Origin of the sequence: Uliginosibacterium sp. 31-12, from assembly GCF_030548425.1 — a bacterium.
Taxonomy (GTDB): domain Bacteria; phylum Pseudomonadota; class Gammaproteobacteria; order Burkholderiales; family Rhodocyclaceae; genus Uliginosibacterium; species Uliginosibacterium aquaticum.
In genome coordinates this window covers 478,414-505,100 of sequence record NZ_JAUOOA010000001.1, presented here as the reverse complement: position 1 = coordinate 505,100, position 26,687 = coordinate 478,414, and the positions used below count along the sequence as shown (strand labels likewise).

The following is a 26,687-nucleotide window of genomic DNA, read 5'->3' as shown; positions in this document are numbered from 1 at the left end:
ATTCAACGCACCGGGGTAATGGCAATGATGAGCCCGCGCTCGGCATGGGGCATGCTCTGGATCTGGGCCTGATAGACCTGCCCGGCGAGTGCGAACCGGCAAGATTTCTGTGCCGGATCGGCGATCAGCACCGCTAGTTCGGCGGGCAACTGGGTCGCCGCCGGGCGACATAACTGCAGCGCCTCGCTGAACAGGACCAGTCCGGCGTGATTGGCAAACATCAGCAGGCCGTCCGCCCCCACGCCAAGTAGTGGCATCGGCAAGGCATGCAGCAACTCCTGGGTGGCCGCAAGCGAAGCTTCGGCAAATTCAGCCTGTTCGGCGAGTTTCCGATTGGCCACTGCAAGCTCCTCATTCACTGTAACCAGCATGCCCTGGAGCATTCGATTCTCATCCTGTACCCACTTGTGATGCAGGGCCTCCCTGATCGAGAGGCGCAGGATTTCGTCGTCCCAGGGTTTGGTCAGGAATTTGTAGACCGCACCCTCGTTGATGGCGGCAGTCACGCTATCGAGATCGGTGTAACCGGAGAGAATGATGCGGACGCTATCGGGACTGGAGGCCTGAGCCTTATGCAGGAAGACCGTGCCCAGCATGCCCGGCATGCGCTGATCCGACACGATCAGGTCGACCTTTTCGTGGGCCAGGATCTCGAGCCCCTGCTCCCCGCTCGAGGCCGTCAGGATGACGTAGTTGTCCCGACGCAAGAGGCGACGCAAGGCGGAGAGGATGTTCTCCTCGTCATCGACCAGCAGCAGCACAGCCGGCTTGATCTCGATGCGCGCATCGCCCGGCCCCTGGATCGTTTCCATGGCTGCGGAAAGCTCCCCTCGTGTTGGCGGGTTTGCGCGCAGGACGGATGTCCAGGCGCCAGCCCCCTGGAGGCTTATCGGCAACTTTGGGAGCGGCCTTGAAAGCCGGTGAGCCGCCTAAAGGGGCAGCACCACGAAATCCGGCCGGCAGACGTGAAAACGGCCCCTGCACAAGGGGCCGTGGCGGTGAGCTGAAGCGCACAGGCTAGCCGACCTGATCGAACAGCCTGGGCGCACCCTCGATATTTATCGGTTTCCCCGGCGGGCCTGTTCGTACAGCGGCATGACCTTGTCGCCATACACCTTGAGATCAGCCTGGCGATCCGCGGAAGCCGGGTGCGTGGATAACCACTTGGGCGGCGCGCCCTCGCTGGCCTTGCCCATTTTCTGCCACAGCGTAACCGCCGCGCGCGGATCGTAGCCCGCGCGCGCAGCCAGTTCGATGCCGACGCGATCCGCCTCGGTTTCATGCTCGCGCGAGTTCGGCAACTCGAAGGTGACGTTATAGACCACACTGGCCAGGTCCATCGTCCCAGAGGAAGCGCCCAGCGCAATGCCGATGATGGACATTCCCAGCCCCGCCGTGGCGGCCGAGGAGGCCCGCTCCAGCGCATGCTCGCGCAGGGCATGGGCGATCTCGTGGCCCATCACCTGGGCCAGTTCGTCGTCACTGGCTTTCAGGCCTTCGATCAGGCCGGTATAGAAGGCGATCTTGCCACCGGGCATGCACCAGGCATTGAGCTCCTTGGACGTAATCACATTCACTTCCCACTTCCACTTGGCGGCTTCAGGGCGGAAGACCTCGGCCTGTGGAATCAGCCGGTCAGCAATCGTACGGATGCGCTGCACCTGCTCCGGATCCTTGTTGAGCGCGCCCTTCTTCTGCTCGCCACCCAGTACCTGCTTGTACTGCAAGGCAGACTGCTGATTGAACTGGCCCCGATCGATCAGCGAGGACACGCGCTGCTCGCGCGTCACGCCCACCACGCCGGGATTGGTGGTCTGCACCGTCTGGCAGCCAACCACCGCAGCCAGCAGCACGGCGGCGCTGGCCCAAGGAGCTATCTTGTCACGCATCCCGTTTCTCTCCCTCACCAAGGCGGGCCGGCCAGCCCAGCCACAAAACCACAAACCCCAGCAGCGCAAACACCGAGCTGGCGGTGAAGGTCCAGCCACCGCCCACACCATCCCACAAGGCCCCGCTCACCAGACTGCCGATGATGCCGCCGGCGCCAAAGGAAATGCTGCCATACAGCGCCTGCCCCTGGGCCTGATGTGCCCCGGCGAACCATTTGCTGACTGCCGAGATCGCGCAGATATGGTTGAGGCCGAAGGTGATGCCATGCAGAAGCTGCAAACCCAGCAGCAAACCGATCCATTCGACGCCCCAGCCGATCAGCGCAAAGCGCCCCACCGCCACCAGCAGCGCCAGAAGCAACATGCTGCGCAGGCGGAACCGCCCCATCAGGCGCGGCGCCCACATGAAGACCAGAATCTCGGCCAGCACTCCGAGGGTCCACAGCAGGCCCACCACGCTCTTACCGTAACCCGCCTCGACCAGATGGATCGAGTAAAACACGTTGAGCGCACCGTGCGCAGCCGTCATCAACATGCAGGACACCAGCAGCGCCAGCACCTCGCGCCGGCGCAAGATGCTCAGAAGGCTGCCACCACTCGCGCGCTTGTCTGCCGGTGGAGCCTCCGGCACCGTCAGCGAGGTCAGCACGATGGCCGCCAGCATCACGATTCCGGCATGGATCACCCAATCGATGCTGGCTCGCTCCAGCCACCAGCCCATGCCCAGTACAGCCACCACAAAACCAAAGGAGCCCCAGGCACGCACTCTGCCATAGCCATGGCGGCCCGCCAGATGCGCAAAAGTGGTGGCCTCGGCGAGCGGGCTCTGGGCGGTCCAGAAAAAACCCATCACGGCCAGCGCCAGGGCAATGCTCCACAGGCCTTCACCGAGCCAGATGCCAAGAAAACCGCAGAAGGAGCACAAAGCCGCGATACGCATCACCGGCATGCGCCGGCCGGCACGATCGGCCAGCCAGCCCCACAAATTGGGGGCAGCCAGGCGCATCCACTGCATGATCGAGAGCAGGAAACCGATCTGCGCCGAAGGAAAGCCGCGCCCTTGCAGATAGAGCGCAAAGTAAGGCATGAATACGCCGATGAAAGCGTAGTAGAAGAAGTAGTAGGCGGAGAGGCGCGCAAAGGGCACGCGCCCGGCCCCGCCCTGCAGGCCCGCCTCAGTCACGCGGCGAAGGGATGGCCTGCTGCCCAGCCGGCGCCAGCGCAGCGATCTTCGGCAGCGGCGGCGTGATATCGGCGTTCTGCGCGCGCTGGCGCAAGGCGTGATCGATCAGCACCAGAGCCAGCATGGCCTCGGCGATCGGCGTGGCACGGATGCCCACGCAGGGGTCGTGGCGCCCAGTGGTCATCATCATCACCGGATTGCCGTCTCGGTCGATCGAGCGGCGCTCCTGCGGCAGCGAGGAAGTCGGCTTGATGGCGATCGAAACATGAATATCCTGCCCGGACGAGATCCCGCCCAGCACACCGCCGGCATGGTTCGACAGGAAACCCTCAGGCGTGAGCTCGTCGCAATGCTCGGTGCCGCGCTGGGCCACCACGCCGAAACCGTCGCCGATTTCCACGCCCTTGACGGCGTTGATGCTCATCATGGCGTAGGCGATGTCGGCGTCCAGGCGATCAAACACCGGCTCGCCCCAGCCCGGCGGCACACCGGTGGCCACAACATCAATCTTGGCGCCGATGGAATCGCGCTCGGCGCGGATCTTGTCCATATAGCTTTCGAGCTGCGGCACGATCCCGGCATTCGGCGCGAAGAAGGCGTTGTTGCCAACTTCATCCCAGCTCTGGAAAGGAATCTCAATCTCACCCAGTTGGCTCATGAAGCCACGGATCACGATGCCGTGTTTTTCGCGCAGCCACTTCTTTGCAATCGCCCCAGCTGCCACGCGCACGGCGGTTTCGCGTGCCGAGGAACGGCCGCCGCCACGGTAGTCGCGTACGCCGTACTTGTGCTCGTAGGCGTAGTCCGCATGGCCCGGGCGGAAGGTGTTCATGATCTTGGAGTAGTCGCCGCTTCTCTGATCCTGATTGCGGATCAAGAGCGCGATCGGGGTGCCAGTGGTCTTGCCCTCGAACACGCCGGAGAGGATCTCGACGGCGTCCGGTTCCTTGCGCTGGGTGACATGGCGCGAGGTGCCCGGTTTGCGGCGATCCAGCTCCAGCTGGATGTCGGCTTCAGTAAGCGCCAGTCCCGGCGGGCAGCCGTCCACCACGCAGCCGATGGCCGCGCCGTGCGATTCGCCGAAAGAAGTGACCGTGAAGAGCGTGCCGAAAGTGCTGCCGGACATGGGCGTTCCAATCCATCCTGTGAGGGCGCGGATTTTATCACGCGCCCCTGCCGAATCACCCGGCCAGTGCGGCCACAGCCGCCGCGGCAATCACCGCATCCTGCAGCGCATTCATGCCGGAGACACCAATAGCACCGATCACTTCGCCCTTGCGGAACAAAGGCAGGCCGCCATCCACGGTGCACACGCCGTCCATCGAGAGCATGCGCAGGCCGATCCCGCCCCCCGCCACCACCTCTTCAAGCAGCTTGGTCGGGCGGCGAAAATTGTTGGCCGTCACCGCCTTGGCCTGCGCCACCGCGAGGCTCGCATGCTGGGCACCATCCAGCGCCTGAAAGAGCTTCAGATGCGAGCCGCTATCGACAATCGCGATGACCATCGGCCAGTCCCCCTGGCGCTGGCATTCGGCCACCGCAGCGGCCATCACGCGCTGCGCCTCTTCGAGCGTGATCGGGGCGCCATAGCGCGGGGGAAGTGGCGTGCTCATGTGGAAATCCTTTCAGTCAAAAAACAAAGGCCCCGCACTGCGGGGCCTCGAACGGAGCAAGCCAGCTTCAGATTGCCTGCTCGTTGGTTTCGCCGGTGCGGATGCGCACCACCTGCTCGACGCTCGACACGAAGATCTTGCCGTCGCCGATCTTGCCGGTGTGAGCGGCCTTGATGATGGCTTCCATGGCCTGATCAACGATCTCGTCGACCACCACCACCTCGACCTTGATCTTGGGCAGGAAATCGACCACATACTCGGCGCCGCGATACAGCTCGGTATGACCCTTCTGGCGACCAAAGCCCTTGACCTCAGTCACGGTCAGGCCGGTGATGCCTACTTCGGAGAGGGCTTCGCGCACTTCGTCGAGTTTGAAGGGCTTGATGACGGCTTCGATCTTTTTCACGGCTGGTCTCCAGTCCAACAGGTTGAGGCCCGGAGTATAGCCAACAAGGGGCGCACCGGAAATGCAAGGCACCGAAAACAGGCGGTAAACCAGTGCCATATCGCATACTCTGGAGTACTGGCCGCGGGGCACAATGACGCGGGTAGAGGAGGACCATCGCACATGATTCCGTATGGCAGACAGGACATTTCCGAGGCCGATATCGCCGCCGTCAGCGAGGTGCTGCGGTCGGACTGGCTGACCCAAGGGCCAGTCGTCCCCCGTTTCGAGGCCGCCATTGCCGACCACTGCGGTGCTGCCCATGCGGTGGCAGTCAATAGCGCCACCTCGGCGCTGCATATCGCCTGCCTGGCGCTGGGCCTCGGCCCGGGTGATGCGCTGTGGACCAGCCCGACGACCTTCGTCGCCAGCGCCAACTGTGCGCTGTACTGCGGCGCCAGCGTGGATTTTGTCGACATCGACCCGGTCAGTTACAACCTCTGCCCCCAGCGGTTGGAAGCGAAGCTGCTCGAAGCCGAGGCCCTGGGCCGCCTTCCTAAAATCGTGATTCCGGTGCATCTGTGCGGTCAGCCCTGCGAGATGGCCGCCATCCACGCGCTCAGTGTGCGCTTCGGCTTCCGCATCATCGAGGATGCCTCGCATGCCATCGGCGCCCGCTACCAGAACGAGCCGGTCGGCAACTGCCGCTACAGCGACATCACCGTCTTCAGCTTCCACCCGGTAAAGATCATCACCACCGGCGAGGGCGGCATGGCACTCACCAACGATACACAACTGGCCCGCCAGATGGAGCTCTTGCGCAGCCATGGCATCACCCGCGAAGCCGGCGAGATGGGTCAGCCCCCGGACGGACCTTGGTATTACGAGCAGATCACGCTCGGTTTTAACTACCGTATGACCGAGCTGCAGGCGGCGTTGGGCCTGAGCCAGCTCTCCCGGCTGGACGAATTCGTACGGCGCCGGCAACAGCTCGCCTTGCGCTACGACCAGTTGCTGGCAAACCTGCCGCTCACCCTGCCGGTGCAGGCCACAGTGAGCGAATCCGCCCGCCATCTCTATGTGATCCGCCTGCAGGAGGCCGCCCAGCATCGTTTCGTGTTTGAAGCGCTGCGCGCCGCCGGCATCGGCGTGAACCTGCATTACATCCCGGTACACCTGCAGCCTTGGTATCGCGCCATGGGCTTCACGGCGGGCCAGTTCCCGCAAGCCGAAGCCTATTACCGCGAGGCCATCAGCCTGCCGCTCTACTCCGGCCTCAGCGAAGAAGAGCAGAACGAAGTAGCCGCCGCCCTGCGCGAAGTGCTGACCGAGGCCCAACGATGAAACTCTGCGTAATTCCGGCGCGCGGCGGCAGCAAACGCATCCCGCGCAAGAATCTGAAAGACTTCTGCGGCCGCCCGATCATCGGCTGGTCCGTGGTGGCCGCGCGCCGCGCCGGCTGTTTCGACCAGATCATCGTATCGACTGACGACGAGGAAATCGCAGCCACCGCCCGCAACCTCGGCGCCAGCACGCCCTTCATGCGCCCGCCCGAGCTCTCCGACGATCACACCGGCACCACCGCCGTGATCGCCCACGCCATCCGCCATTTCGACGCCGCCGGCACGCCGCCCACGCTCGTCTGTTGTCTCTATGCCACCGCTCCCTTCGCCAGTTCGGACGACCTGTGCGCTGGGCTCGAACGCCTGCAGGATTCGGATGCCGACTATGCCTTCCCGGTCACCCGCTATCCCTTCCCGATCCAGCGCGCGGTGCGCCTCGACGAAGCGCAGCATGTGAGCATGTTCCAGCCCGAGCATTTCGCCACCCGCTCGCAGGATCTTGAAGAAGCCTGGCACGACGCCGGCCAGTTCTACTGGGGCCGCCGCGAGGCCTGGCTGGCCGGCACGCCAATCTTCTCGCCGCGCTCGCTGGGCCTGCCGGTACCGCGCCACCGCGTACAGGACATCGACACGCCCGAAGACTGGCTGCGTGCCGAATGGCTCTTCAAGGCCATGCAGGCCGGCCTATGAGTATCACGGCCCTGCCCCGGCGGATCGGGCGCGTCGCCTTTCGCTGCGACGCCAGCCTCACCCTCGGCAGCGGCCACGTGATGCGCTGCCTGACCCTCGCCCAAGCCCTGCAGGCCGAGGGCAGCGACTGCCATTTCCTGTGCCGCGGCGAACCCGGCCATTTGCTCGACCAAATCCGCGCCGCCGGTTTCACCGCGCACGAGTTGCCGGCCAGCGAAGCCTTCAGTCAGGAACAGGACGCCGCCGCCTGCCGCAGCGCGCTGGACGCACTGCGGCCAGACTGGCTCATCGCCGATCACTACGCACTTGCCGCCGAGTGGGAAAGCGCGCTGCGCGGAAGCGGCCGGCATCTGCTGGTCATCGACGATCTGGCCGACCGCGCACATGTGGCCGATCTGCTGCTGGATCAAAATCTCGGCCGCCAGACCAGCGACTATGCCAGCTTGCTGCCCGCCACCTGTCGCGTGCTGGCCGGCCCGCACTACGCCCTGCTGCGCGACGAATTCGCCACCGCCCGCACGCGCAGCCTGCGCCACCGGCAAGTGCCTGCGCTCCGGCACATCCTGATCAGCTTCGGCGGCGCCGATGCACACAACCTCAGCGGCGCCGTACTGCGAGCCCTGCAAGGCAGCCGGCTACCCACCGATTGCCGTATCACGGTGATCCTCGGCGCGGCCAACCCCTGGCAGCAGGAGACCCGGGGCCTGGCTGTGCAAATGCCCTGGGCGACCGAAGTGAAAATCAATGTGGCAGACATGGCCCGCCACCTCGCCAGCGCCGATCTCGTCATCGGCGCGGCCGGCGGCAGCGCCTGGGAGCGCTGCTGCCTGGGCGTGCCCAGCGTGTTGCTGATCCAGGCCGAGAACCAGCGCGCCGGTACGCAAGCACTCCTCGAGGCCGGCGCTGCTCTGTTCGCCGAGCGGCCGGAAGACTTGGCTGCGGGCCTCGCACAACTCGCCCCGCCCCGTCTCTCCACCCTCAGCGCCAGCGCCGCTGCTATCTGCGACGGCCTTGGTGCGCAACGCGTAGTGCGGACCATGAAGGAGCTGTCATGAAAATCACCGGCCTGCTGCGCCCGCTTGAAGAGCGCGACCTCCCCTTGCTGCTGGCCTGGCGCAACCATCCCTCGGTGCGCGTGGCCATGTTCCGCCGCAGCGAGATCACGCCTGCCGAACACGCCAAGTGGTTCGCTAGCCAACAGCACCTGAGCGAACGCTTTCTGCTGATCTATGAGGAAGCTGGCAACCCACTCGGCCACGTCAATTTCAGCCAGCTGCAAAACCCGAAAATGGCGGACTGGGGCTTCTACCGGGCCCCCGAAGCGCCCAATGGCAGCGGCCTGCGCATGGGCCGCGCCGCCCTTGACTGGGCCTTTGAAACCCTGAGTCTGCACAAGCTGTGTGGCCAGGTGATCGCCGACAACCCCCGCTCGCTTGCCTTTCACCGCAAGCTCGGCTTCCAGCTCGAAGGCGTTTTGCGCGAGCAGTATCACGACGGGACACACTATTTCGATGTGCACTGCTTCGGCCTCTTGCGCCACGAGTGGCAACACTACAACCCAGAGGCTGCCAATGACGACTGAGCACAGCATCCACATCGCCGGCCGGCGCATCTCGCGCGAAGACCCGCCCTATGTGATCGCCGAAATGTCTGCCAACCACAACGGCAGTCTCGACACCGCCTTCGCCATCATCGACGCAGCCGTCGCGGCCGGCGCCAGTGCCGTCAAGCTGCAGACCTACCGGCCGGACACCCTCACGCTCGACTGCGCCAGTGAAGACTTCCAGATCCACGGCGGCCTGTGGGATGGCCAGACCCTCTACCAGCTCTACCAGCAGGCTCACATGCCCTGGGAATGGCACGCCCCGCTCTTCGCCCATGCGAAAAAGCGCTGCGTCACGATTTTCAGCTCGCCCTTCGACCGCACCGCAATCGACCTGCTCGAAGACCTCGGCGCGCCGGCCTACAAGATCGCTTCCTTCGAGGCCATCGACCTGCCCCTGATCCGCTACGCCGCCGCCACCGGCAAGCCCATGATCATCTCCACCGGCATGGCCGATGCCGAAGAAATCGCCGAGGCAGTGGACGCCGCACGCAGCGGCGGCTGCCGCGAGCTCGCACTGCTCCACTGCGTGAGCGGCTACCCGGCCCCGGCCGAGGACTACAACCTCGCCACGATTGCCGACATGCGCGCGCGCTTCGGCTGCGTGGTCGGTCTCTCGGACCACACCCTGGACAACACCACCGCAATAGCCAGCGTCGCACTCGGCGCCGCCATCCTTGAAAAACACTTCACGCTGGATCGCTCCGGCGGCGGCCCGGACGACAGCTTCTCGCTGGAGCCCGATGGCCTCGTCGCCCTGTGCCGCGATTCCGCCACCGCCTGGCGCGCGCTGGGCCGGGTGGATTACGGCCGCAAATCCAGCGAGCAAGGCAACGTCAAATTCCGCCGCTCGCTCTACTTCGTGCGCGCTCTTAAAGCGGGCGATGTGATCGGCCCGGACGATGTGCGCAGCGTGCGCCCCGGCTTTGGCCTGCCGCCCAAGCATCTCGATGCGGTGATCGGCAAGCGTGTGCTGGCCGACGTGGCCGCCTGCACGCCGGTAAGAGTAGAAGTGATTGAGGGGCTGTAGGCACGGGTAAAGGTCCATCTAGGCGGAACTTCAGTCGCGCGACACGCATGGTTTGCTGATTGAAGTCAGCCCTACACCAACCGGATCGTCGGCCAGGGTTCTCGTGGAGACCCGCCCCGGATTACGCTGTGCTGCATCCCGGTCGCATGCAAAGCCTGAGGCGTTTCACCCAAAGCATCCCCCGCCAATACCTGAAACAACAAGACCGGCATTTCGCCGGCCTTGTTGTTTTTCCTGAACCACAACCCGCTACTTCTTCTCGGCTATCAGGGCGCGGATTTCATCGTCCGTAAGGAAGTGCTCATTGGTGCCGGAGTTGTATTCGAAGCCGTCTTCCACCTGGCGGCCCCTCTCCCCTGTTGCATCGAGGAAGTAGTTAGGCTCGGTCACGAAGCTGATCGAGGGCCGGATCACGTAGTGCTGCGAGAATTCAACGGTCTGGAAGGCGTTGTCGGCCGGCACCATGACTTCGTGCAGCTTTTCGCCAGGACGGATGCCGACGATCTTCTGGGGCAGATCCGGCGCCATGGCGCGGGCCAGATCCGTGATGCGCGAGGACGGGATCTTCGGCACGAAGAGTTCGCCACCGTGCATGCGCGCCAGACTGCGGATCACGAACTCGACCCCCTGCTCCAGGGTGATCCAGAAGCGCGTCATGCGGGGGTCGGTGATCGGTATCTCCGTCGCGCCTTCGCCGATCAGTTTCTGAAAGAAGGGCACGACCGAGCCGCGCGAGCCGACCACGTTGCCATAGCGCACCACGGCGAAGCGGGTTCGGCGGCGACCAACGATGTTGTTGGCGGACACGAAAAGCTTGTCGGACGCGAGCTTGGTGGCGCCATACAGGTTGATCGGGCTGGCAGCCTTGTCAGTGGAGAGGGCGATCACGCGCTCGACTTCGTTGTCGAGGCAGGCGTCGATCACGTTCTGAGCGCCATGGATGTTGGTCTTGATGCACTCCATCGGGTTGTATTCGGCGGCCGGCACCTGCTTGATGGCGGCGGCGTGAATCACCACGTCGATCTCGCGGCAGGCCTGGCGGGTGCGCTCAGCATCGCGTACATCGCCCAGGAAGAAGCGCATGCGCGGGTCGCGGAACTCCTGCTGCATCTCGTATTGCTTGAGTTCGTCGCGCGAGTACACCACCACCCGGCGCGGATTGTGATGGGCGAGGATGTTGCGTACGAACTGGCGGCCGAAGGAGCCGGTACCGCCGGTGATGAGGATGGACTTGCCGTCGATCATTGTTGTTCTCCCTGGTCGGATGCCTGTCTGGCCCGCGCGGCGTCGGCGAGGTCCTGTAGCCCGTCGGAGGCTGCAGCAAGAAAGTTCTGGATCACCCCGAAGGCTTCGGTGGCGTACTCCACCGCCAGCTCATCGGTGGCGCACAAGGCCATGCAGTCGTAGAGGAAACGCCCCATATGCAGCATGGAGCCGCGCATGAGCGGGAAGATCTGAGTGCTGCGGTGCTTGTCTGCAAAGAAGTAGTGGTGCAGATCGAACATACGCTCGACGATGTCCATCTTCTCGTGCACCTCAGGCGCGAGGATGCGGGCCACATCTTCGCGCACTGCCACGAGTTGCTCTTGCATCATCGCCAAACTGTGCAATGGGTCTTGGTCATAGCTCGTGGTAAAAGCCCCGAGCATGGCCTCGATGGCCTCCATGCGGGTGGCCGGCGTCGCAGCACTCGTAAAATCCTCGGCATGCAAAGGCTCAGCACCTCGGATCAAGGCTCCGTCATTGAGGTTGTACACCTTCGCGCCGGGGTTCTCGCGCAAGGATATGACCATCGAATCGCGTGAATGAGTAAAGGTGTCAGTCGAAAACACCTTGCCGCCAAAGTTGCCTTCCACTTCGCGGGCATTGGCTTCACGGTGGCGCTTGTGAGTGATGTCGACAATCTTCTTGAGATCAGGCGATACAGTGCTCTGGCCTTCGAAGTACACCGAAGCCTTGGAGTGGTGGTGCGCTTCGCTGCGAAAACCCAGATCCACCCCCATCAGGTAGATATTGCGAAAGCCCAGGCGCAAAGCCAGTGCCAGCCCACCATTGGTACAGGTAGGGCCGCTGCGGAAAACCGGAGCTTCACCAAAGAAATTACCCACCATGGCCCCCACATCCATTTCCTTGAAGAACATCAAAGGATGCTGGGTGAGTTCAAACACCTCAGGCGGCAAAATGGAAAGACCCAGAATAGGCACCTCGCCTTTCCAGGATTCATTCAACGTGGCCGCGAGGAATCGGTTAGTCAGTGCGGTGCGCTCGATCTCGACGTGAAAGTCCGGTCGGATGCCAGCCCGCGCCAATGCTGAGATCGCCGTACCACAACTGAACACCACGGCCCGGTCACGATACTCGCGCAAAAGCGGCAGCAGGTGATCGAGCGAGGGCCCGGCGCCGATGATGAACGCCATCGCGTCTTCCGGGATCGGGCGCTCGGGCGCTCGGGTATAGGCTGGATAACGTGCGAGGCAATTATCCAGAGCATGCTTAAGACCCAGGATCTCGTCATCCAGAAAACCCCAACCACGATAAAAGGTCCAGAGGTCGGTCTTCAGCTTGTCCCAAAGTTCGCGAACTTTCTCCGAGTCGTAATCATTGAAGAACATCCCAGCGCCCTGAATGCAGTATGGCGGCCAGAGGTTGTAGAAGTGCACACGCAGATGGTCAGAGAGCTTTTCAGGCGATTCGTCATAAGCAACCGAAAAGTAAAACCCTTTGCGGGAGAAGCGCTGGGCCAGTGAGATGTAGTCGACGAAATACAGCGATAGATTCAGACGCGCGATGTCGGTATCAACTATCAGCAGATGGCGCAGATCGTAATCATCTACAAGCCTATCCAGATGCCAGCCGAATCCGCTTCCAAACACGATCGCGATTGGCAGTTTCTTGTCACCAAAATCAGCCAGCGGCAACCGCCGTCCCTCTTCTGAGGTGAGGTCGAGAAATTTCTGCACGAGCTTCGTGCGGTACTCAACCTCAATGTAGGAGTGGAAGAAGGAGTAATCCTGGTGCGGCGCTACATCGTGAAGATTATTGATGTAACCGTGGTTCACCGTGATGCGCGGGCGAATCTTGGGATTGTTGAAAACATCCATCAGGATCCGGGAGAGATCCACGTAATCCTTCGGATCCCCCTTGTAGCCGGCTGAATAGATGGTCAGCCCACCGTCAGCATCCACCTCGAAGGGGGCTGGCAGCTCAGCGCCCATGATGTTTTCGAAAACATCCGGAAAGCGCTCATGGAAAAAGAGCAGATTGGCCTGATAGGTGGCCATCAGCTTCTGGATGTAGGCCTCCTGTAAAGGCGTCCACTCCTGATCCAGTGCCCCTTGACTGCTATCGTCCATTCCGTTTGCTCCAGCGAGACAGGTGCTGACACACCTGTTTACAAAAAAAAGCTGAACTCCGGAGGCCGGACGAATCACGGGCTTATCCGGGTTATCGGCCCGCATACCTGAAAACTTTAATCCGAAGGGCGCTTTCTCCAACACGGCACCCTCCCCGCAAACCCGCGCCAGTAAAGGGTTTTCAGGCCAGGGTTTTTCACACCACAAAAATATATCTGCCTGGAGGCCTACATAACCCTGAAGAGAAGGGTATTCCGGTCGTTATTTGGCTCATGGCACGGGACTACACAGGACCAAAGCCAGCAGTCAGGAATCGGGGCTCAGCCCCTCAGGCCATACAGCCGCCAGACTGAAGTGAGAAACGCATATACAAGGAGTAGCAAAATGGCACTGACGATCAACACCAACGTGGCTTCGCTGAACGCCCAACGTAACCTCACAGGCACGCAGAGTTCATTGTCTACCTCGCTGCAACGCCTGTCCTCCGGTCTGCGCATCAACAGCGCCAAGGACGATGCAGCAGGCATGGCCATCGCTGAGCGTATTCAGGCACAGGTGCGCGGCTTCAACGTTGCCACCCGCAACGCCAACGATGCGGTCTCCCTGATGCAGGTGGCCGACGGCGGTGCCGAGCAGATTTCCAACAATATTCAGCGTATGCGCGAGCTGGCCGTGCAAGCCGCCAACGGTACGCTGAACTCTGGTGACCGAGCCAACCTGCAGGTGGAGTTTTCAGCCCTTGGCAAGGAAATTTCCCGTCTCTCGAACGCCACCAAGTTCAACAACATTGAACTGATCAACTCGACTGGCGCTCAGACCTTCACCTTCCAGGTCGGTGCTGGCACCACCAGCAACGACCAGATCACCGTCTCTACAGTCGATCTGCAGGCCTCTACGATCGCCCTTGATTCCGGCTCGATCACGATTGACGGCAGCACCGCCTCCAATGCGCTCGCCGCTATTACTAACCTCGACTGCGGCATCAATACCATCACGACCACTCGTGCAGGCTTTGGTGCTGCACTGAACCGGGCCACGGCAGTGATCTCCTCTCTCCAGATCGCAGTCGAGAACCAGTCGGCAGCCCGCGGCCGCATCGTTGATGCCGACTTCGCTTCGGAAACCGCCAATCTCTCGCGCTCGCAGATTCTGCAACAGGCCGGTACCGCGATGCTGGCTCAGGCCAATGCGCTGCCGCAGCAAGTGCTCAGCCTGCTCCAGTAAAAACACCCTTGCCGTAACGGCAGAAAATGCCGGTGGATGAGAATCCACCGGCATTTTTTTCGCCCGTCATTCCGCTTTAACTACCGCAAGCACCTCTCAAGGAGAACTGACAAACAGCCCAAAACCATTGCCCCACGGGGATTTCATAAAACTGGCATCGGCTTTGCATAGGCGTTGGCAAGCGTGTTCCTGTTCCTCTCCACGGAACAAGACGTTTGAACCACCGCCGAACCAGATCGGTCCGGCACGAAATCCAGGAGTCCGGGCATGGCAATGACGATCAACACCAACGTGGCCTCGCTGAACGCGCAGCGCAATCTTTCCAGCAACCAGACAGCACTGACCACCTCACTCCAGCGTCTGTCCTCGGGGCTGCGAATCAACAGCGCCAAGGATGACGCAGCCGGCCTGGCAGTCGCCGAGCGCATCCAGGCCCAGGTGCGCGGGTTCAACGTCGCCATCCGCAACTCCAATGACGCCATCTCGCTGATGCAGGTGGCCGACGGCGGCGCCGGACAGATTGCCGACAACATTCAGCGCATGCGCGAACTCGCCGTGCAGGCTGCCAACGGCACACTGAACTCAGGGGACCGCGACAACCTTCAGGTCGAATTCTCAGCCCTGGGCAAGGAAATCACGCGCCTCTCCGAGGCCACCAAGTTCAACAATATCCCGCTGCTGAACTCTGCCTCCTCCACCTTTACCTTCCAGGTCGGCGCAGGCACCACAGCCAATGACCAGATCAGCGTCTCCACCGTGGATCTGCGTGCCTCGGGCGCCATTCTGGTGGATTCCGCTTCGATTTCCATCAATGGCAGCACGGCTTCCAATGCACTCGCCGCGATTACCAATCTGGACTCGGCGATCAACACCATCACGACCACCCGCGCCGGCTTCGGTGCAGCACTCAACCGCGCTACTGCCGTGATTTCCTCGCTGCAGATCTCGGTCGAGAACCAAGCCGCGGCACGCGGACGCATCGTCGATGCCGACTTCGCCGCCGAAACCGCCCAGCTTTCGCGCAACCAGATCCTGCAGCAAGCCGGCACGGCCATGCTTTCGCAGGCCAATGCGCTTCCCCAACAAGTCCTGCAGCTTCTGCAGGGCTGATGCAGACGTTCAGTAATTCACAGCAAACTGGAGAACCATCATGGCAATGACCATCAACACCAACGTTCCTTCGCTGAATGCCCAGCGCAATCTCAGCGGCTCACAGGCCTCCCTGTCCACCTCGCTGCAGCGCCTCTCCTCGGGCCTGCGCATCAACTCGGCCAAGGACGACGCAGCCGGCCTGGCGGTCGCCGAGCGAATCCAGGCCCAGGTGCGCGGCTTCACGGTGGCGGTGCGCAATGCCAACGATGCGATCTCCCTGATGCAAGTCGCCGACGGCGGCTCCGGGCAGATAGCCGACAACATCCAGCGCATGCGCGAGCTGGCCATCCAGGCTGCCAACGGCACGCTGAACTCGGGCGACCGCGCCAACCTGCAGGTGGAATTCGCCGCCCTGGGCAGCGAGGTACAGCGTCTCTCGCAAGCCACCAAATTCAACAACGTACCGCTGCTGAACTCGGCCGTTTCCACCTTCACCTTCCAGGTCGGTGCCGGCACCACCCAGTATGACCAGATCAGCGTCTCCACCGCTGATCTGCGTGCCAGCGCACTGGCCATCGACTCCTCGGTGATCAACGTGGCCGGCAGCACCGGCTCCAACGCGCTCGCCGCCATCACCAACCTGGATTCGGCGATCAACACCATCACCACCACCCGCGCGGGTTTTGGCGCTGCGCTGAACCGCGCCCAGGCCGTGATTTCCTCACTGCAGATCGCGGTGGAAAACCAGTCTGCCGCCCGCGGCCGGATCGTCGATGCGGACTTTGCGCAGGAAACCGCCAATCTCTCGCGCACCCAGATCCTCCAGCAAGCCGGCACAGCCATGCTGGCGCAGGCCAACGCACTCCCACAACAAGTGCTCCAACTCCTCCAGGGCTAAGCGCTTCTTACAACCGGTCAGTTGCTGTGATTTCGAGGAGGCGGAAGCCTCCTCTTTTTTGTCTACCCAGTCCGCCCGTCAGCTTCATCCAGCCTTGCAGCCCAGCTAACCCTGTGGACTGTGAAAAAGTAGTCGTTATCCCCCCTACGGACGCCCCGGAAGGCATGCCAGTACCGCCCTCCGAACGTCGCCAGAAGCTGTGCCGGGGCCCCCGCCCGACCACAGCCTGAGTGGGACGCAGACAACAGGATGGAGTCACAGATGACGCATGCAGCCAGCAATATTCCCGGGCAATCCCGCCCGCCGCCGGTCTGCCTGTACGCCCTCACCCCTTGTCGCGCCCCCCGGTAGTCACAGGAGGCTGAATCATGACGATGCAACCCATTACGCCCGTTTCCTCGCCCGACGCAGTTTCACATGCACGCGACATCCGTCCCTCAGCAGGCAAGGATGTCCCGCTTGATGAAACCCTTAACGTCGTCGGCGAAGACAAGACCGAGCAAGGCACCAGTGCGCCGCCCCCGAGCCGAGAGGCGGTCAACGAGGCTATGCAGGAAATGCAGCGCGCCCTGCCCTCCGTGGCACGAAACCTGCAATTCTCCATTGACGAGCAAACCGGTCGGAGTGTCGTCAAGGTTGTGGATGCAGACACGAGCGAAGTTATCCGCCAGCTGCCCAGCGAAGAGTTGCTAAACATCGCACACGCCCTGGACAAATTATCCGGCCTGCTCCTCAAGCAGAAAGTCTGAGCCGCTTGCGGCAAACGCTTGAAATAACAGGGTAAGCAATCATGGCAGGCACAATTACTTCTGCAGGACTCGGGTCTGGGATCGATATCGAATCCCTGGTGACCAAACTGATGTCCATCGAACAGCAGCCGATCACCAAGCTGCAGACCAAGGACAAGAGTTTTGACACCAAGCTCTCCGCCTTCGGCACGCTCAAGAGTTCGCTCTCCAGCCTGCAGACGGCGGCAGAAGCGATCAGTTCGGCGGCAAAATTCTCGGCTTACCAGGCAAGTATTGCCGACAGCACGATCGGAACGGTCAGCGCCGGCTCTTCCGCCTCGGCCGGCAGCTATCAGCTGGAAGTCAGCTCGCTTGCGTCATCACAGAAAGTCGTCACGACGGCACAAAGCAGCAGCTATACCTTTGCCGATGGAACGCTCAGCTTTGACGTAGCTGGCAAGGTCACCAACATCGACATCAGCGCAGCCAAAGGCAACAACACCCTCGCCAAAGTCAGGGACGCCATCAATGCATCTGGCGCGGGCGTGAGCGCCAGCCTGCTCAGTGACGGTAATGGCACCCGGCTGATCCTCACCGCCTCGCAGTCCGGCACCGACAACGGCTTCACTGTGAGTGGTCTGGGGCTCGGTTTCGATCCGAATGACATTGCCAGCTCGGATAGCCTGGTCGATCAAAGCACTTCGAAGGCAGCCACCAACGCCGTATTCACGCTCGACGGTGTGCAGGTCACCCGATCCAGCAACGTGATCAGTGACGCGCTGGACGGCGTGACGCTGACCCTGAACAAAAAGAATATCGGCACGCCAACCACGCTCAACATCACGCAGGATGGAACGGCGATCCAGAAAAAGGTCGAGGACTTCATCACGGCCTATAACAACGTCGTCAACACAATCAAGACCCAGACAGCCTGGAACAACGACACCAAGACGGCTGCAGCCCTCAACGGCGATGCCGCAGTACGTGGTATCCAGAGCCAGCTGCGCAGCATTGTCAGCGGCTCCCTGTCGAGCGGTTCGCTGACCCGTCTCTCCGACATTGGCATCAAGATCGAGACCAGCGGCACCCTCACGCTCGACAGCACCAAATTCAAAAACGTGCTGGCCGACCCGACCAAGGACATTGGCAGCCTGTTTGCCGAAGGCACGGTCAGTGGCTTTGCCGACCAGATCGCTGATCGGGTCAAGGAGTTCCTTGGTACCGACGGCCTGCTGACCAGCCGTACCGATGGGATCAAGAAGACCCAGCTTGGCATCGACAAGCAGATTGAAACCCTGGAAGCCCGCATGACCGTGATCGAAGCGCGCTACCGCAAACAATTCACGGCGCTGGATACCTCTGTCGCCAGCTGGAACTCAACCGGCAACTATCTCACCACGCAGCTCTCAAGCCTGCTGACCAAGTACACCAACAATTAACCGAGCAGGAGCCCATCCATAATGTTTGCACGTCCCTCGGCTGCCGCTGCCTACGCCAAAGTTGGTGTGGAATCCCATGTCACCAACGCGGACCCGCATCAGCTGATCCTCATGCTCTTCGATGGCGCCCTGCTGGCCATCAACTCTGCTGCCATCGCCATGGAGCGTGGCGATATTGAAGCGCGCGTGAAGAACATCACCAAGGCCATCGAAATCATCACCATGGGGCTCAAGGCCAGTCTGGACGCGCAAGGTGGCGGCGAACTAGCCGAACGGCTCGGCGCTCTCTACGACTACATGTGCTCACGTCTCCTGCACGCCAACGCCTTCAGCACGGATGCGCCGCTGGTGGAAGTAGCTGGCCTGCTGCGCGATCTGCGCGACGCCTGGTCGCAGATTGCTAATGCCAGCCAGGCAGAATCACAGGAGGCATGATGGATCCGACCCTCCCCCTCTACGAAGCCATGCATCATCTCTCCAGCGAAATGCTGGTGGCTGCCCGCGCCAATGACTGGGACCAGTTCTGCCTGCTCGAACGCGAAGCCGCCGAGCTGCGCGATCGCCTCGTCCGCTACGAGATGCCGGCAGCAAGCCCTGCCTCCCTCGATGAAGGCGGCAGGGCACGCAAAGTGGCCCTCATTCAGCAGATCCTCGCCGAAGATCGCGAGATCCGCAGCCACACCGATCCCTGGCTGGAACATGTGCGTGCCCTGTTGGCTGGCAACAGCCGGCAACGGGCGATCAATAACGCCTACGGTCTGCGGTCGGGCTAGAATCAGGGCCATCCCAGCGGCAGGAGCGCAGTAGCCCATGATTCCCGGAGACCTGGCGTCCAGACTGCGCGTCCTGCTTGAAGCGAGTGTCCAACCCATCTCGGTAGCGCATGAAATCGCGCCCGATATGCCGCGTCTGCAGCCAGGCCAGCGAATTACTGCGCTGCTCGAAAGCCCCTTGCCCGATGGCAGCTTCCGCGCCGTCGTGGCGGGCAAGACCATCACCCTTGCGCTGCCCGAGTCTGCCAAGAGTGGCGACTCGCTGGAGTTGCTCGTCACCGGTCAGCGTGGCAGCACGGTTCATGCCCGTCCGGCACCGGCGACCGAAACGCCGCCCGCCGATGGCGACGAATTGCCGCGCACCGCATTAAGCAAAACCGGCCAGCTCATTTCTCAGCTGATCACCGGCCGCCATGGCGAAGCCCGCCCGCAAGCCCTCAACCGGGGCGAGCCCCTGCTACCGGCCACCCAGACGCCCCGTGCGGCCACCCTGGCCCCCGTCCTGCAGCAGGCGGTGAGTCAAAGCGGCGTTTTCTACGAAGCCCATCTGCGTCAATGGGTGGAAGGCAAGCGACCGCTCGCCAGCCTGCTCGCCGAGCCCCAGGCCGCAGGCATGCCCGAAAGCGAAGGGAGCGAAACGACCACCCGTGGTCTGTTGCCACGCACAGCCAGCAGTACCGCCGCCGCACCTACAGCCTCCCCCGCCAGCAGCGTAAGTAGCCCCGCTCAGACCTCCACCAATCCACAGGCACCGGCCGGTCTCGCCCAGGTGCTGAACTCCCAGACAACGCCTGACACCGAACGTGAGCGTGAAACCTCGGCTCTGCGTGTGGCAACCGGCACGACTGCCGCCAGTGCGACAGACAATACGGCTCCAGCACGCACCGCCGATCCGCTTACACCCGTGATGCTGCAGCAACTCGAAGCCCTTGCCAGCAACCAGCTCAGCTGGCAAGGCCAGGCCTGGCCCGGCATGCAGCTCCAATGGTCGCTAGTCGATCCGGAAAGCGAATCGCCCCAGCGCGGCGAGGCCGACCAAGGCCAGGTCTGGCGCAGCAATCTGCGCGTCGATCTGCCTGCCCTCGGCGGCATTCAGGCACGCCTGCTGCTAGGCCCACAAGGCCTGAGCCTGCTGATCGATACCGATCGCGCCGATACCGCCGAAAAAATGCGCGCAGCACAACCGGCACTGCAGGCCGCACTCGAAGCAGCCGGACTGGATCCGCGCCACATCACGGTGAGCGAACATGTCAGCGCCTGATATCGCTCCGCGCGCCACGGCCGTCGCCCTCGCCTATCAGGAAGGTGAGGCTGCCCCGCGCGTAATCGCCAAAGGCAATGGCCTGATCGCCCAGCAGATCATCGATCGCGCCCGCGAAGCCGGTGTCTATGTGCATGAATCGCGCGAGCTCGTAGCGCTCCTGATGCAGGTAGATCTGGACGAGCGCATCCCGCCCAAGCTCTATGTAGCGGTCGCCGAACTGCTCGCCTGGCTCTACCGCCTTGAACAGGGACAAGCCCCGGAAGCCCCGCCACCACTGCCCGATGATATAGTCTCCCCCACGCCGGACGAGACCTGATTCCGGCCCTTCATTCCCGGAATCCACCGCATGCCCACTCCCGGTTCCGCATCCGCGCCAGACACCCGCCTCGAAATCCAGCAACCTGACGCGCACGCTCAGTACATCCTGCGCGATGCGCGCGAAATCGCCTATGTGCTGCGCCAGCTCGGCGCTCGCCGAGCCATCGTTACCGCCTGGTATGGCCACGCGGGGGATTTTCTGACTACCGGCGTCATTGATGTCGCAACGGACAATCGCAATCTGATCCTCGATCTCGGCCGTGACGAAGCTGCGATTGCCGGCGCCCTGGCCGCAGGCCGTCTGCTCTGCGCCACACAGCTCGACAAGGTCAAGATCCAGTTCCCCCTGGAGCGTCTGGAGCGCTGCACCCACGAAGGCTTCCCAGCCCTGCGCACACCACTGCCAGACATCCTCCTGCGTCTCCAACGCCGCGAATACTACCGCCTCAGCGCCCCCTCGCTCGATTCACTGGCCTGCCAGATTCCGCTGCGCGATGGCCGCAAGATCCACGCCCGCATACTCGACATTTCAGGCGGTGGCCTAGCCATCGTCGCCCCCCCCGGCGGAGAGGATCTGCAGGTTGGCACGATCTTCGAAAACTGCCGCCTCGAACTGCCGGACAGCCCACCTCTCACCGTCAGCCTGCAGGTACGCAACGTATTCCGCATGAGCACCCGGGGCGGCAGCGAAGTGCTGCGAGCGGGCTGCCAGCTCGTGCATCTGCGCGCTGCCGAGGCCAACCTGATCCAGCGCTACATCCTCAAGACCGAGCGCGAGCGCAACCACTACCGGGCCTGACTCCCTCCTCCATGTCTGCTCCAGCCGCCGACAAGCCTGCGCCCGACGCCTTCCGCTATATCTACCTGTCGGTAGCCGCAGCCCTGGCCACCATCGTCCTGAAATTTCTCGCCTGGTGGCTATCCGGCTCAGTGAGCCTGCTCTCGGATGCGATGGAATCCTTCGTGAATCTGGCCGGAGCCGTGTTCGCGCTGGTGATGCTGAAAGTGGCTGCCGAACCGCCAGACGCCGGTCATCCCTGGGGCCACAGCAAAGCCGAGTATTTTTCGAGCGGTTTCGAAGGCGGCCTGATCTTCATCGCCGCTGCCGCCATCCTGTGGGCGGCCATCCCGCGCCTGTTCGCACCGCAGCCACTCGAATCGCTGGGCATCGGCCTGTGGTTCTCCGCCGCCAGCACCGCCATCAATTTCTTCACGGCACACACCCTCAAGCGCGCCGGTAAACGCCTCCACTCGATCGCCCTGGAAGCAGATTCGGCGCACCTGATGACCGACGTATGGACCTCGGTCGGCGTGGTCGCCGGCCTCATCGGAGTCATGCTTACCGGCTGGCTGTGGCTCGATGCGGTGATCGCCGTTCTGGTCGCCCTGCACATCCTCTCCGAGGGCGCCCGCCTGATGCAGGCTTCAGTCAGCGGTCTGATGGATCACGCTATGGATGAAGCCGAAATCGAGCAGATCCGCCAGATCCTGCGCTGCTACACCGCGCGCAATGTGCACTACCGCCATCTCCTTACGCGGCGGGCCGGCACACGCCGTTTCGCGCATGTCGACATCCTCGTGCCGGGCGACTGGTCAGTGGAGACTGCTCACACCCTGCTCGATGAAATCGAAGCCAGGATTGCCAGCGAAGTTCACGGCACCCAAACCACCACCCATCTCGAACCGGTATATTGCGCGCTTCACGCCGCCACCGGCGACCGCCGTCAGGATTGAACCGATGCTCTACGCCCTTGCCCGCCCCTTTCTCTTCTCGCTCGATCCGGAATGCGCCCACGATTTCTCGCTGTGGGGGATGCGCAACTTCGGCGGCTGGATGCCCAGCGCCAGCCTGGCCCAAGCCGAGTCGATCGAAGTGATGGGGATCCGTTTCCCGAACCGAGTCGGGCTGGCGGCCGGACTGGACAAGAATGGCGATGCCATCGACGCGCTGTCCTCCTTTGGCTTCGGGCATATCGAAATCGGCACCGTCACCCCGCGCGCCCAACCCGGCAACCCCAAGCCACGCATGTTCCGCATTCCCGAGCAGCGCGCCATCATCAACCGCATGGGCTTCAACAATGAAGGCGTGGACAACCTCATCGCCCATGTGAAGGCAGCCCGTTTCAAGGGAGTGCTGGGCATTTCCATCGGCAAGAATTTCGACACTCCGATCGAACACGCCGCGGACGACTACCTCGCCTGCCTCGACAAGGTCTATGGCCACGCCAGCTACATCGCGGCCAACATCTCCTCGCCCAATACCCAGAATTTGCGCCAGCTGCAGGGCGAATCCGAGCTCGACAGCCTGCTTGCTCGATTGAAGCAGCGCCAGACCGAGCTTGCCCAGAGCCATGGCCGCTACGTGCCGATCGCCCTGAAAATCGCACCTGACGTAGATGAAGCCCAGCTCACCAACATCGCCGACGCGCTGCGCCGTCACCGTATCGACGGCGTAATCGCCACCAATACCACACTGGCTCGTGAGGCCGTGCAAGGGCTCGCCCATAGCAACGAAGCGGGTGGGCTGTCTGGCGCGCCGCTGCGCGAGCGCAGCACCGAAGTGGTCCGCTCACTGGCGGCCAAACTGGCTGGCGAACTACCGATCATTGGTGTCGGCGGCATCACCGAAGGCGCTCATGCCCTCGAAAAACTGCAGGCTGGCGCGGCCCTGGTCCAGGTCTATACCGGCTTCATCTACGGCGGCCCCAAACTCATCGCAGACTGCGTGGAAAACACCTGCAAGTTCCAGCGCGACGCAGCTGAAACAGAGTAAATAAGAGCGCGGACTGCCTTCAGCGCCGGCCCGGCCGGTGCAGGCAGCACGCAGTCCGTGTTACACAGCCCTGCCATCCCAGGCGACGCCTATATGCCTCGCCTGCATACCCCTATAACACTCCTCTGCTTTGGATTCACCTGGCTCAGGCGGATAATCCCGGCCATTCTCCGGGCGAAAATTCATGGCTCACTACCTTTTCCTGATCATTGGCGCTGTGCTCGTCAACAACGTCGTGTTCGTGCGCATTCTCGGCCTGTGCCCCTTCATGGGTGTTTCCAAGAAGCTGGAAACCGCGATCGGCATGGGCGCTGCCACCACCTTCGTACTCACGCTGGCCTGCGGCAGCAGCTATCTGATCGAGCATTACCTGCTGCTGCCCTTCGATGTTGGCTACCTGCGCACTCTGGCCTTCATCGTAATGATTGCCGCCATCGTGCAATTCACCGAGTTGGTGATCCAGAAGACCAGCCCTGATCTGCAACAGGTTCTGGGGATCTACCTGCCGCTGATCACGACCAACTGCGCCGTGCTGGGCATCCCGCTACTGTCGGTGAACTACCAGCACAACCTCATGGAAGCCCTGATTTTCGGCTTTGGCAGCGCCGCCGGTTTCACTCTGGCGCTGATCCTGTTTGCCGGTGTGCGTGAGCGCCTTGATGGCGCCGATGTACCCCAACACTTCAAGGGCACACCGATCGCACTGGTCACCGCCGGGCTGATGAGCCTGGCCTTCATGGGCTTTGCCGGACTGGACAAGTTCTGATGCTGCCAGCTCTTCTCGTGATGGCGGGCCTCGCCATCCTCATCGGCGCCGTACTGGGCTTCGCAGCCCTGAAATTCAAGGTCGAAGGCGACCCGCTGGTCGAGAAAATCGACGCCATCCTGCCGCAGACCCAATGCGGTCAGTGCGGTTTCCCTGGCTGCAAACCCTATGCCACGGCCATCGCCAATGGCGAGGCAGACATCAACCAGTGCCCTCCAGGCGGCGATGATGGCATCCACAAGCTCGCCGACCTTCTGGGACGCGAATACAAACCGCTGAATGCCGAGAACGGCGCCGAAAAACCCAAGGCAGTTGCCTTCATTGATGAGCAGACCTGCATCGGCTGTACCTTGTGCCTGCAGGCCTGCCCGGTGGACGCGATCTCCGGTGCAGCCAAGCAGATGCATACCATCATCGCGCCGCTGTGCACCGGCTGCGAGTTGTGCATTGCCCCCTGCCCGGTCGACTGCATCACGATGGAACCGGTGAAGGAAACCGTAGACACCTGGAAGTGGCGCTACCCGGTCTTCCCGCTCAAGCAACAGGAAGGCCGTACCGCATGACCGCCCTGCGCAAACTCTTCAGCTTCAACGGCGGCGTAAAGCCCGCTACAAACAAGGCCGAATCCACCCGCGCGCCGATCGTGCCGCTGGCCGAGTTGCCGCTGCCCGCACAGTTCGTGGTGCCACTGCATCAGAGCGTCGGCGGCACACCGCTGCCGCTGGTGGCAGCGGGCGAGCACGTGCTCAAGGGCCAACGCATCGGCGCGGCCGACGGTAACTTCTCGGCTGCCGTACATGCCCCCACCTCCGGCACCGTCGTGGCCGTTGAACCTCGCCTGATGGCCCACACCTCGGGGCTGTCGATGCTGTCAGTGGTCATCGAGCCGGACGGCAAGGACGAATGGATGGAGTGTGAGCCACTGCGCTGGAAGAGCCTCGGCGCTGATGAAGTACGCGACTGGCTGCGTGATGCAGGGGTGGTCGGCCTCGGTGGTGCGGTCTTCCCCAGCCACGTGAAATTGAATCCAGGCCGCAAGACGCCAATGAAGACCCTGGTGATCAACGGCGCCGAATGCGAGCCCTTCATCACCTGCGATGATCTCCTGATGCGCGAGCGCGCAGACAAAGTGCTGGCCGGCATCCTGATCATGCGCGAACTGCTCGGCGCGCCCGAGGTGCTGATCGGTATCGAGGACAACAAACCCGAAGCCGTTGCCGCCATGCAGGCCGCCTGCCAGGTGCATGGCGACGCTTCGATCCAGGCCATCGCCGTACCAACACGCTATCCAGCCGGCGGCGCCAAGCAGCTCATTCGCGTGCTCACCGGTATTGAAGTGCCACACGGTCAGCGCTCCACCGATTACGGCGTGCAGTGTTTCAACGTTGGTACCGCCTACGCCATTCACGAAGCCATCGAACTGGGCCGCCCGCTGATTTCGCGCATCGTCACAGTCGCCGGCAACGTCGGCGCGCCGCGCAATTACGAAGTGCTCTTCGGCACGCCGATGGATCATCTGGTGCGCCAGGCCGGCTGGCAAGAGGATACCGACGCTTTCATCATGGGCGGCCCGATGATGGGCTTCCGCATGCCTGCCTTCGATGTGCCCGTCGTCAAGGCCACCAACTGCGTGATCGCGGCCAGTCCGCGTCTGTTCGCGCCGCCGCCGCCCGAGATGAACTGCATCCGCTGTGGCGAATGCGCCCGCGCCTGCCCCACCGATCTGCAGCCCTTCGAAATGTATTGGCACGCCCGCGCCAAGAATTTCGGCAAGGTGCAGGAATACAACCTGTTCGACTGCATCGAATGCGGCTGCTGTAGCTTCGTCTGCCCCTCGCACATCCCGCTGGTCGACTATTACCGTTTCGCCAAGACCGAGATCTGGGATCGCGAACGCAAGAAGGAGGCGGCCGACGAAGCCCGCGTGCGCTTTGAGGCACGCAATGAACGCATCGAGCGCGAGAAGCGCGAGAAGGCCGAGAAGCTGGCCGCCCGCACGGCCGCCAGCCGGGCCGCCGCCACAGTCTCGACCGAGACAGCAACTGCTGCGAATGAAGCTCCTCCTGCCAGCCCGGCAACGGACGACGCGAAGAAAGCCCTGATCGAAGCTGCACTCGCGCGTGCCAAGGCCAAGAAGGAAGCCGCCGCCAACGGGGAAGCAGCTCCGGCAGCAGACAAGCCCGCGAAGAAAGAGCTCTCCGCAGAGGAGAAGCAGGCGCTCATCGACGCAGCCCTGGCCCGCGCCAAGGCAAAGAAGGATGCGGCAGCTGAAACCAGCCCCCCCGCAGCGGCCGACGACAAGCAAGCGCTGATCGACGCCGCG

At 62.6% G+C, this 26,687-nt stretch carries 27 protein-coding genes and 1 pseudogene; 20 read left to right on the top strand and 8 right to left on the bottom strand.

Features of this window, described 5'->3' with window-relative positions:
• Positions 1-2: 2 nt before the first annotated feature.
• From Q3Y64_RS02340 to Q3Y64_RS02315, 6 genes are all read right to left on the bottom strand, one after another.
• On the bottom strand, positions 3-812 hold the full coding sequence (locus tag Q3Y64_RS02340; protein WP_101942665.1) for a response regulator: 810 nt from the start codon (positions 810-812) through the stop codon (positions 3-5).
• A 246-nt stretch (positions 813-1,058) separates the two neighbouring features.
• Complete coding sequence (locus Q3Y64_RS02335; RefSeq protein WP_101942664.1) at positions 1,059-1,889, bottom strand: M48 family metallopeptidase; 831 nt, start codon at positions 1,887-1,889, stop codon at positions 1,059-1,061.
• Positions 1,882-3,036, bottom strand: a complete 1,155-nt coding sequence (locus Q3Y64_RS02330; RefSeq protein ID WP_101942800.1) for an MFS transporter — start codon at positions 3,034-3,036, stop codon at positions 1,882-1,884. The genes Q3Y64_RS02335 and Q3Y64_RS02330 overlap by 8 nt, the downstream gene beginning before the upstream one ends.
• A 28-nt stretch (positions 3,037-3,064) precedes the next feature.
• Positions 3,065-4,198 carry a chorismate synthase gene (aroC, locus tag Q3Y64_RS02325; RefSeq protein ID WP_303559884.1) on the bottom strand — a complete coding sequence of 378 codons (1,134 nt, stop codon included), beginning with the start codon at positions 4,196-4,198 and terminating at the stop codon, positions 3,065-3,067.
• A gap of 55 nt (positions 4,199-4,253) precedes the next feature.
• Entirely contained in the window at positions 4,254-4,685 is a 432-nt protein-coding gene (locus Q3Y64_RS02320; RefSeq protein WP_303559882.1) for a heme-binding protein, read from the bottom strand.
• A gap of 67 nt (positions 4,686-4,752) precedes the next feature.
• Complete coding sequence (locus Q3Y64_RS02315; protein ID WP_101942798.1) at positions 4,753-5,091, bottom strand: P-II family nitrogen regulator; 339 nt, start codon at positions 5,089-5,091, stop codon at positions 4,753-4,755.
• A 162-nt stretch (positions 5,092-5,253) separates the two neighbouring features.
• On the opposite strand from Q3Y64_RS02315, the gene pseC reads away from it, so the two are divergent.
• Genes pseC through pseI form a run of 5 tightly spaced genes read left to right on the top strand, consistent with a single transcriptional unit; the run spans position 5,254 to position 9,736 of the window.
• The gene (pseC, locus tag Q3Y64_RS02310; RefSeq protein WP_303559879.1) at positions 5,254-6,414 is read left to right on the top strand and encodes a UDP-4-amino-4,6-dideoxy-N-acetyl-beta-L-altrosamine transaminase; all 1,161 of its coding nucleotides are present in this window, start codon (positions 5,254-5,256) and stop codon (positions 6,412-6,414) included.
• A complete protein-coding gene (pseF, locus tag Q3Y64_RS02305) occupies positions 6,411-7,103 on the top strand; it encodes a pseudaminic acid cytidylyltransferase (protein WP_303559877.1) in 693 nt (230 codons plus the stop codon). The genes pseC and pseF overlap by 4 nt, the downstream gene beginning before the upstream one ends.
• Positions 7,100-8,158: a UDP-2,4-diacetamido-2,4,6-trideoxy-beta-L-altropyranose hydrolase gene (gene pseG / locus Q3Y64_RS02300; RefSeq protein WP_303559871.1), complete on the top strand. Its 1,059-nt coding sequence runs from the start codon at positions 7,100-7,102 to the stop codon at positions 8,156-8,158. The genes pseF and pseG overlap by 4 nt, the downstream gene beginning before the upstream one ends.
• Positions 8,155-8,685, top strand: coding sequence for a UDP-4-amino-4,6-dideoxy-N-acetyl-beta-L-altrosamine N-acetyltransferase (gene pseH, locus Q3Y64_RS02295; RefSeq protein ID WP_101942658.1), 531 nt, complete (start codon positions 8,155-8,157; stop codon positions 8,683-8,685). Before pseG ends, pseH begins: the two co-directional genes overlap by 4 nt.
• Positions 8,675-9,736, top strand: coding sequence for a pseudaminic acid synthase (gene pseI / locus Q3Y64_RS02290; RefSeq protein WP_303559868.1), 1,062 nt, complete (start codon positions 8,675-8,677; stop codon positions 9,734-9,736). The genes pseH and pseI overlap by 11 nt, the downstream gene beginning before the upstream one ends.
• A 249-nt stretch (positions 9,737-9,985) precedes the next feature.
• On the opposite strand, the gene pseB is transcribed toward pseI, so the two are convergent.
• A complete protein-coding gene (gene pseB / locus Q3Y64_RS02285; RefSeq protein WP_303559865.1) occupies positions 9,986-10,981 on the bottom strand; it encodes a UDP-N-acetylglucosamine 4,6-dehydratase (inverting) in 996 nt (331 codons plus the stop codon).
• Positions 10,978-13,089 carry a 6-hydroxymethylpterin diphosphokinase MptE-like protein gene (locus Q3Y64_RS02280; RefSeq protein WP_158239233.1) on the bottom strand — a complete coding sequence of 704 codons (2,112 nt, stop codon included), beginning with the start codon at positions 13,087-13,089 and terminating at the stop codon, positions 10,978-10,980. Before Q3Y64_RS02280 ends, pseB begins: the two co-directional genes overlap by 4 nt.
• Positions 13,090-13,473: 384 nt before the next feature.
• On the opposite strand from Q3Y64_RS02280, the gene Q3Y64_RS02275 reads away from it, so the two are divergent.
• The 15 genes and pseudogenes from Q3Y64_RS02275 to rsxC all read left to right on the top strand — a co-directional run.
• Positions 13,474-14,313 carry a flagellin gene (locus Q3Y64_RS02275; protein ID WP_101942654.1) on the top strand — a complete coding sequence of 280 codons (840 nt, stop codon included), beginning with the start codon at positions 13,474-13,476 and terminating at the stop codon, positions 14,311-14,313.
• Between the two features lie 267 nt (positions 14,314-14,580).
• On the top strand, positions 14,581-15,423 hold the full coding sequence (locus tag Q3Y64_RS02270; protein WP_101942653.1) for a flagellin: 843 nt from the start codon (positions 14,581-14,583) through the stop codon (positions 15,421-15,423).
• A gap of 40 nt (positions 15,424-15,463) precedes the next feature.
• Positions 15,464-16,303 carry a flagellin gene (locus Q3Y64_RS02265; protein WP_101942652.1) on the top strand — a complete coding sequence of 280 codons (840 nt, stop codon included), beginning with the start codon at positions 15,464-15,466 and terminating at the stop codon, positions 16,301-16,303.
• 368 nt (positions 16,304-16,671) lie between these two features.
• Positions 16,672-17,052 carry a flagellar protein FlaG gene (locus Q3Y64_RS02260; protein ID WP_101942651.1) on the top strand — a complete coding sequence of 127 codons (381 nt, stop codon included), beginning with the start codon at positions 16,672-16,674 and terminating at the stop codon, positions 17,050-17,052.
• A 41-nt stretch (positions 17,053-17,093) separates the two neighbouring features.
• The gene (gene fliD, locus Q3Y64_RS02255; protein WP_101942650.1) at positions 17,094-18,470 is read left to right on the top strand and encodes a flagellar filament capping protein FliD; all 1,377 of its coding nucleotides are present in this window, start codon (positions 17,094-17,096) and stop codon (positions 18,468-18,470) included.
• 21 nt (positions 18,471-18,491) lie between these two features.
• Positions 18,492-18,905 carry a flagellar export chaperone FliS gene (gene fliS, locus Q3Y64_RS02250; RefSeq protein WP_101942649.1) on the top strand — a complete coding sequence of 138 codons (414 nt, stop codon included), beginning with the start codon at positions 18,492-18,494 and terminating at the stop codon, positions 18,903-18,905.
• Complete coding sequence (locus Q3Y64_RS02245) at positions 18,905-19,243, top strand: flagellar protein FliT (RefSeq protein ID WP_101942648.1); 339 nt, start codon at positions 18,905-18,907, stop codon at positions 19,241-19,243. The genes fliS and Q3Y64_RS02245 overlap by 1 nt, the downstream gene beginning before the upstream one ends.
• A gap of 37 nt (positions 19,244-19,280) precedes the next feature.
• Complete coding sequence (locus tag Q3Y64_RS02240) at positions 19,281-20,504, top strand: flagellar hook-length control protein FliK (RefSeq protein ID WP_303559858.1); 1,224 nt, start codon at positions 19,281-19,283, stop codon at positions 20,502-20,504.
• Positions 20,491-20,823: an EscU/YscU/HrcU family type III secretion system export apparatus switch protein gene (locus Q3Y64_RS02235; protein ID WP_101942646.1), complete on the top strand. Its 333-nt coding sequence runs from the start codon at positions 20,491-20,493 to the stop codon at positions 20,821-20,823. The genes Q3Y64_RS02240 and Q3Y64_RS02235 overlap by 14 nt, the downstream gene beginning before the upstream one ends.
• Before the next feature lie 30 nt (positions 20,824-20,853).
• Positions 20,854-21,624, top strand: a complete 771-nt coding sequence (locus Q3Y64_RS02230) for a flagellar brake protein (protein ID WP_101942645.1) — start codon at positions 20,854-20,856, stop codon at positions 21,622-21,624.
• A gap of 11 nt (positions 21,625-21,635) precedes the next feature.
• Entirely contained in the window at positions 21,636-22,559 is a 924-nt protein-coding gene (locus Q3Y64_RS02225) for a cation diffusion facilitator family transporter (RefSeq protein ID WP_101942644.1), read from the top strand.
• Between the two features lie 4 nt (positions 22,560-22,563).
• Positions 22,564-23,598 carry a quinone-dependent dihydroorotate dehydrogenase gene (locus Q3Y64_RS02220; protein WP_101942643.1) on the top strand — a complete coding sequence of 345 codons (1,035 nt, stop codon included), beginning with the start codon at positions 22,564-22,566 and terminating at the stop codon, positions 23,596-23,598.
• A 184-nt stretch (positions 23,599-23,782) separates the two neighbouring features.
• Positions 23,783-24,364 (top strand): electron transport complex subunit RsxA, encoded by a 582-nt coding sequence (gene rsxA, locus Q3Y64_RS02215; protein WP_101942642.1) that lies wholly within the window; start codon positions 23,783-23,785, stop codon positions 24,362-24,364.
• Positions 24,364-24,927, top strand: a complete 564-nt coding sequence (gene rsxB, locus Q3Y64_RS02210) for an electron transport complex subunit RsxB (RefSeq protein WP_303559851.1) — start codon at positions 24,364-24,366, stop codon at positions 24,925-24,927. The genes rsxA and rsxB overlap by 1 nt, the downstream gene beginning before the upstream one ends.
• A pseudogene (gene rsxC, locus Q3Y64_RS02205) lies at positions 24,924-26,645 on the top strand (electron transport complex subunit RsxC); the annotation flags it as partial. The gene rsxB and the pseudogene rsxC, both read left to right, overlap by 4 nt.
• Between the last annotated feature and the right edge of the window lie 42 nt (positions 26,646-26,687).

Excerpts from the sequence above, each read along its gene's own strand:
- Q3Y64_RS02340 (WP_101942665.1), bottom strand. The coding sequence starts at position 812 with ATGGAAACGATCCAGGGGCCGGGCGATGCGCGCATCGAGATCAAGCCG.
- Q3Y64_RS02335 (WP_101942664.1), bottom strand. The coding sequence starts at position 1,889 with ATGCGTGACAAGATAGCTCCTTGGGCCAGCGCCGCCGTGCTGCTGGCT.
- aroC (WP_303559884.1), bottom strand. The coding sequence starts at position 4,198 with ATGTCCGGCAGCACTTTCGGCACGCTCTTCACGGTCACTTCTTTCGGC.
- Q3Y64_RS02320 (WP_303559882.1), bottom strand. The coding sequence starts at position 4,685 with ATGAGCACGCCACTTCCCCCGCGCTATGGCGCCCCGATCACGCTCGAA.
- pseC (WP_303559879.1), top strand. The coding sequence starts at position 5,254 with ATGATTCCGTATGGCAGACAGGACATTTCCGAGGCCGATATCGCCGCC.
- pseF (WP_303559877.1), top strand. The coding sequence starts at position 6,411 with ATGAAACTCTGCGTAATTCCGGCGCGCGGCGGCAGCAAACGCATCCCG.
- pseG (WP_303559871.1), top strand. The coding sequence starts at position 7,100 with ATGAGTATCACGGCCCTGCCCCGGCGGATCGGGCGCGTCGCCTTTCGC.
- pseH (WP_101942658.1), top strand. The coding sequence starts at position 8,155 with ATGAAAATCACCGGCCTGCTGCGCCCGCTTGAAGAGCGCGACCTCCCC.
- pseI (WP_303559868.1), top strand. The coding sequence starts at position 8,675 with ATGACGACTGAGCACAGCATCCACATCGCCGGCCGGCGCATCTCGCGC.
- pseB (WP_303559865.1), bottom strand. The coding sequence starts at position 10,981 with ATGATCGACGGCAAGTCCATCCTCATCACCGGCGGTACCGGCTCCTTC.
- Q3Y64_RS02280 (WP_158239233.1), bottom strand. The coding sequence starts at position 13,089 with ATGGACGATAGCAGTCAAGGGGCACTGGATCAGGAGTGGACGCCTTTA.
- Q3Y64_RS02275 (WP_101942654.1), top strand. The coding sequence starts at position 13,474 with ATGGCACTGACGATCAACACCAACGTGGCTTCGCTGAACGCCCAACGT.
- Q3Y64_RS02270 (WP_101942653.1), top strand. The coding sequence starts at position 14,581 with ATGGCAATGACGATCAACACCAACGTGGCCTCGCTGAACGCGCAGCGC.
- Q3Y64_RS02265 (WP_101942652.1), top strand. The coding sequence starts at position 15,464 with ATGGCAATGACCATCAACACCAACGTTCCTTCGCTGAATGCCCAGCGC.
- Q3Y64_RS02260 (WP_101942651.1), top strand. The coding sequence starts at position 16,672 with ATGACGATGCAACCCATTACGCCCGTTTCCTCGCCCGACGCAGTTTCA.
- fliD (WP_101942650.1), top strand. The coding sequence starts at position 17,094 with ATGGCAGGCACAATTACTTCTGCAGGACTCGGGTCTGGGATCGATATC.
- fliS (WP_101942649.1), top strand. The coding sequence starts at position 18,492 with ATGTTTGCACGTCCCTCGGCTGCCGCTGCCTACGCCAAAGTTGGTGTG.
- Q3Y64_RS02245 (WP_101942648.1), top strand. The coding sequence starts at position 18,905 with ATGGATCCGACCCTCCCCCTCTACGAAGCCATGCATCATCTCTCCAGC.
- Q3Y64_RS02240 (WP_303559858.1), top strand. The coding sequence starts at position 19,281 with ATGATTCCCGGAGACCTGGCGTCCAGACTGCGCGTCCTGCTTGAAGCG.
- Q3Y64_RS02235 (WP_101942646.1), top strand. The coding sequence starts at position 20,491 with ATGTCAGCGCCTGATATCGCTCCGCGCGCCACGGCCGTCGCCCTCGCC.
- Q3Y64_RS02230 (WP_101942645.1), top strand. The coding sequence starts at position 20,854 with ATGCCCACTCCCGGTTCCGCATCCGCGCCAGACACCCGCCTCGAAATC.
- Q3Y64_RS02225 (WP_101942644.1), top strand. The coding sequence starts at position 21,636 with ATGTCTGCTCCAGCCGCCGACAAGCCTGCGCCCGACGCCTTCCGCTAT.
- Q3Y64_RS02220 (WP_101942643.1), top strand. The coding sequence starts at position 22,564 with ATGCTCTACGCCCTTGCCCGCCCCTTTCTCTTCTCGCTCGATCCGGAA.
- rsxA (WP_101942642.1), top strand. The coding sequence starts at position 23,783 with ATGGCTCACTACCTTTTCCTGATCATTGGCGCTGTGCTCGTCAACAAC.
- rsxB (WP_303559851.1), top strand. The coding sequence starts at position 24,364 with ATGCTGCCAGCTCTTCTCGTGATGGCGGGCCTCGCCATCCTCATCGGC.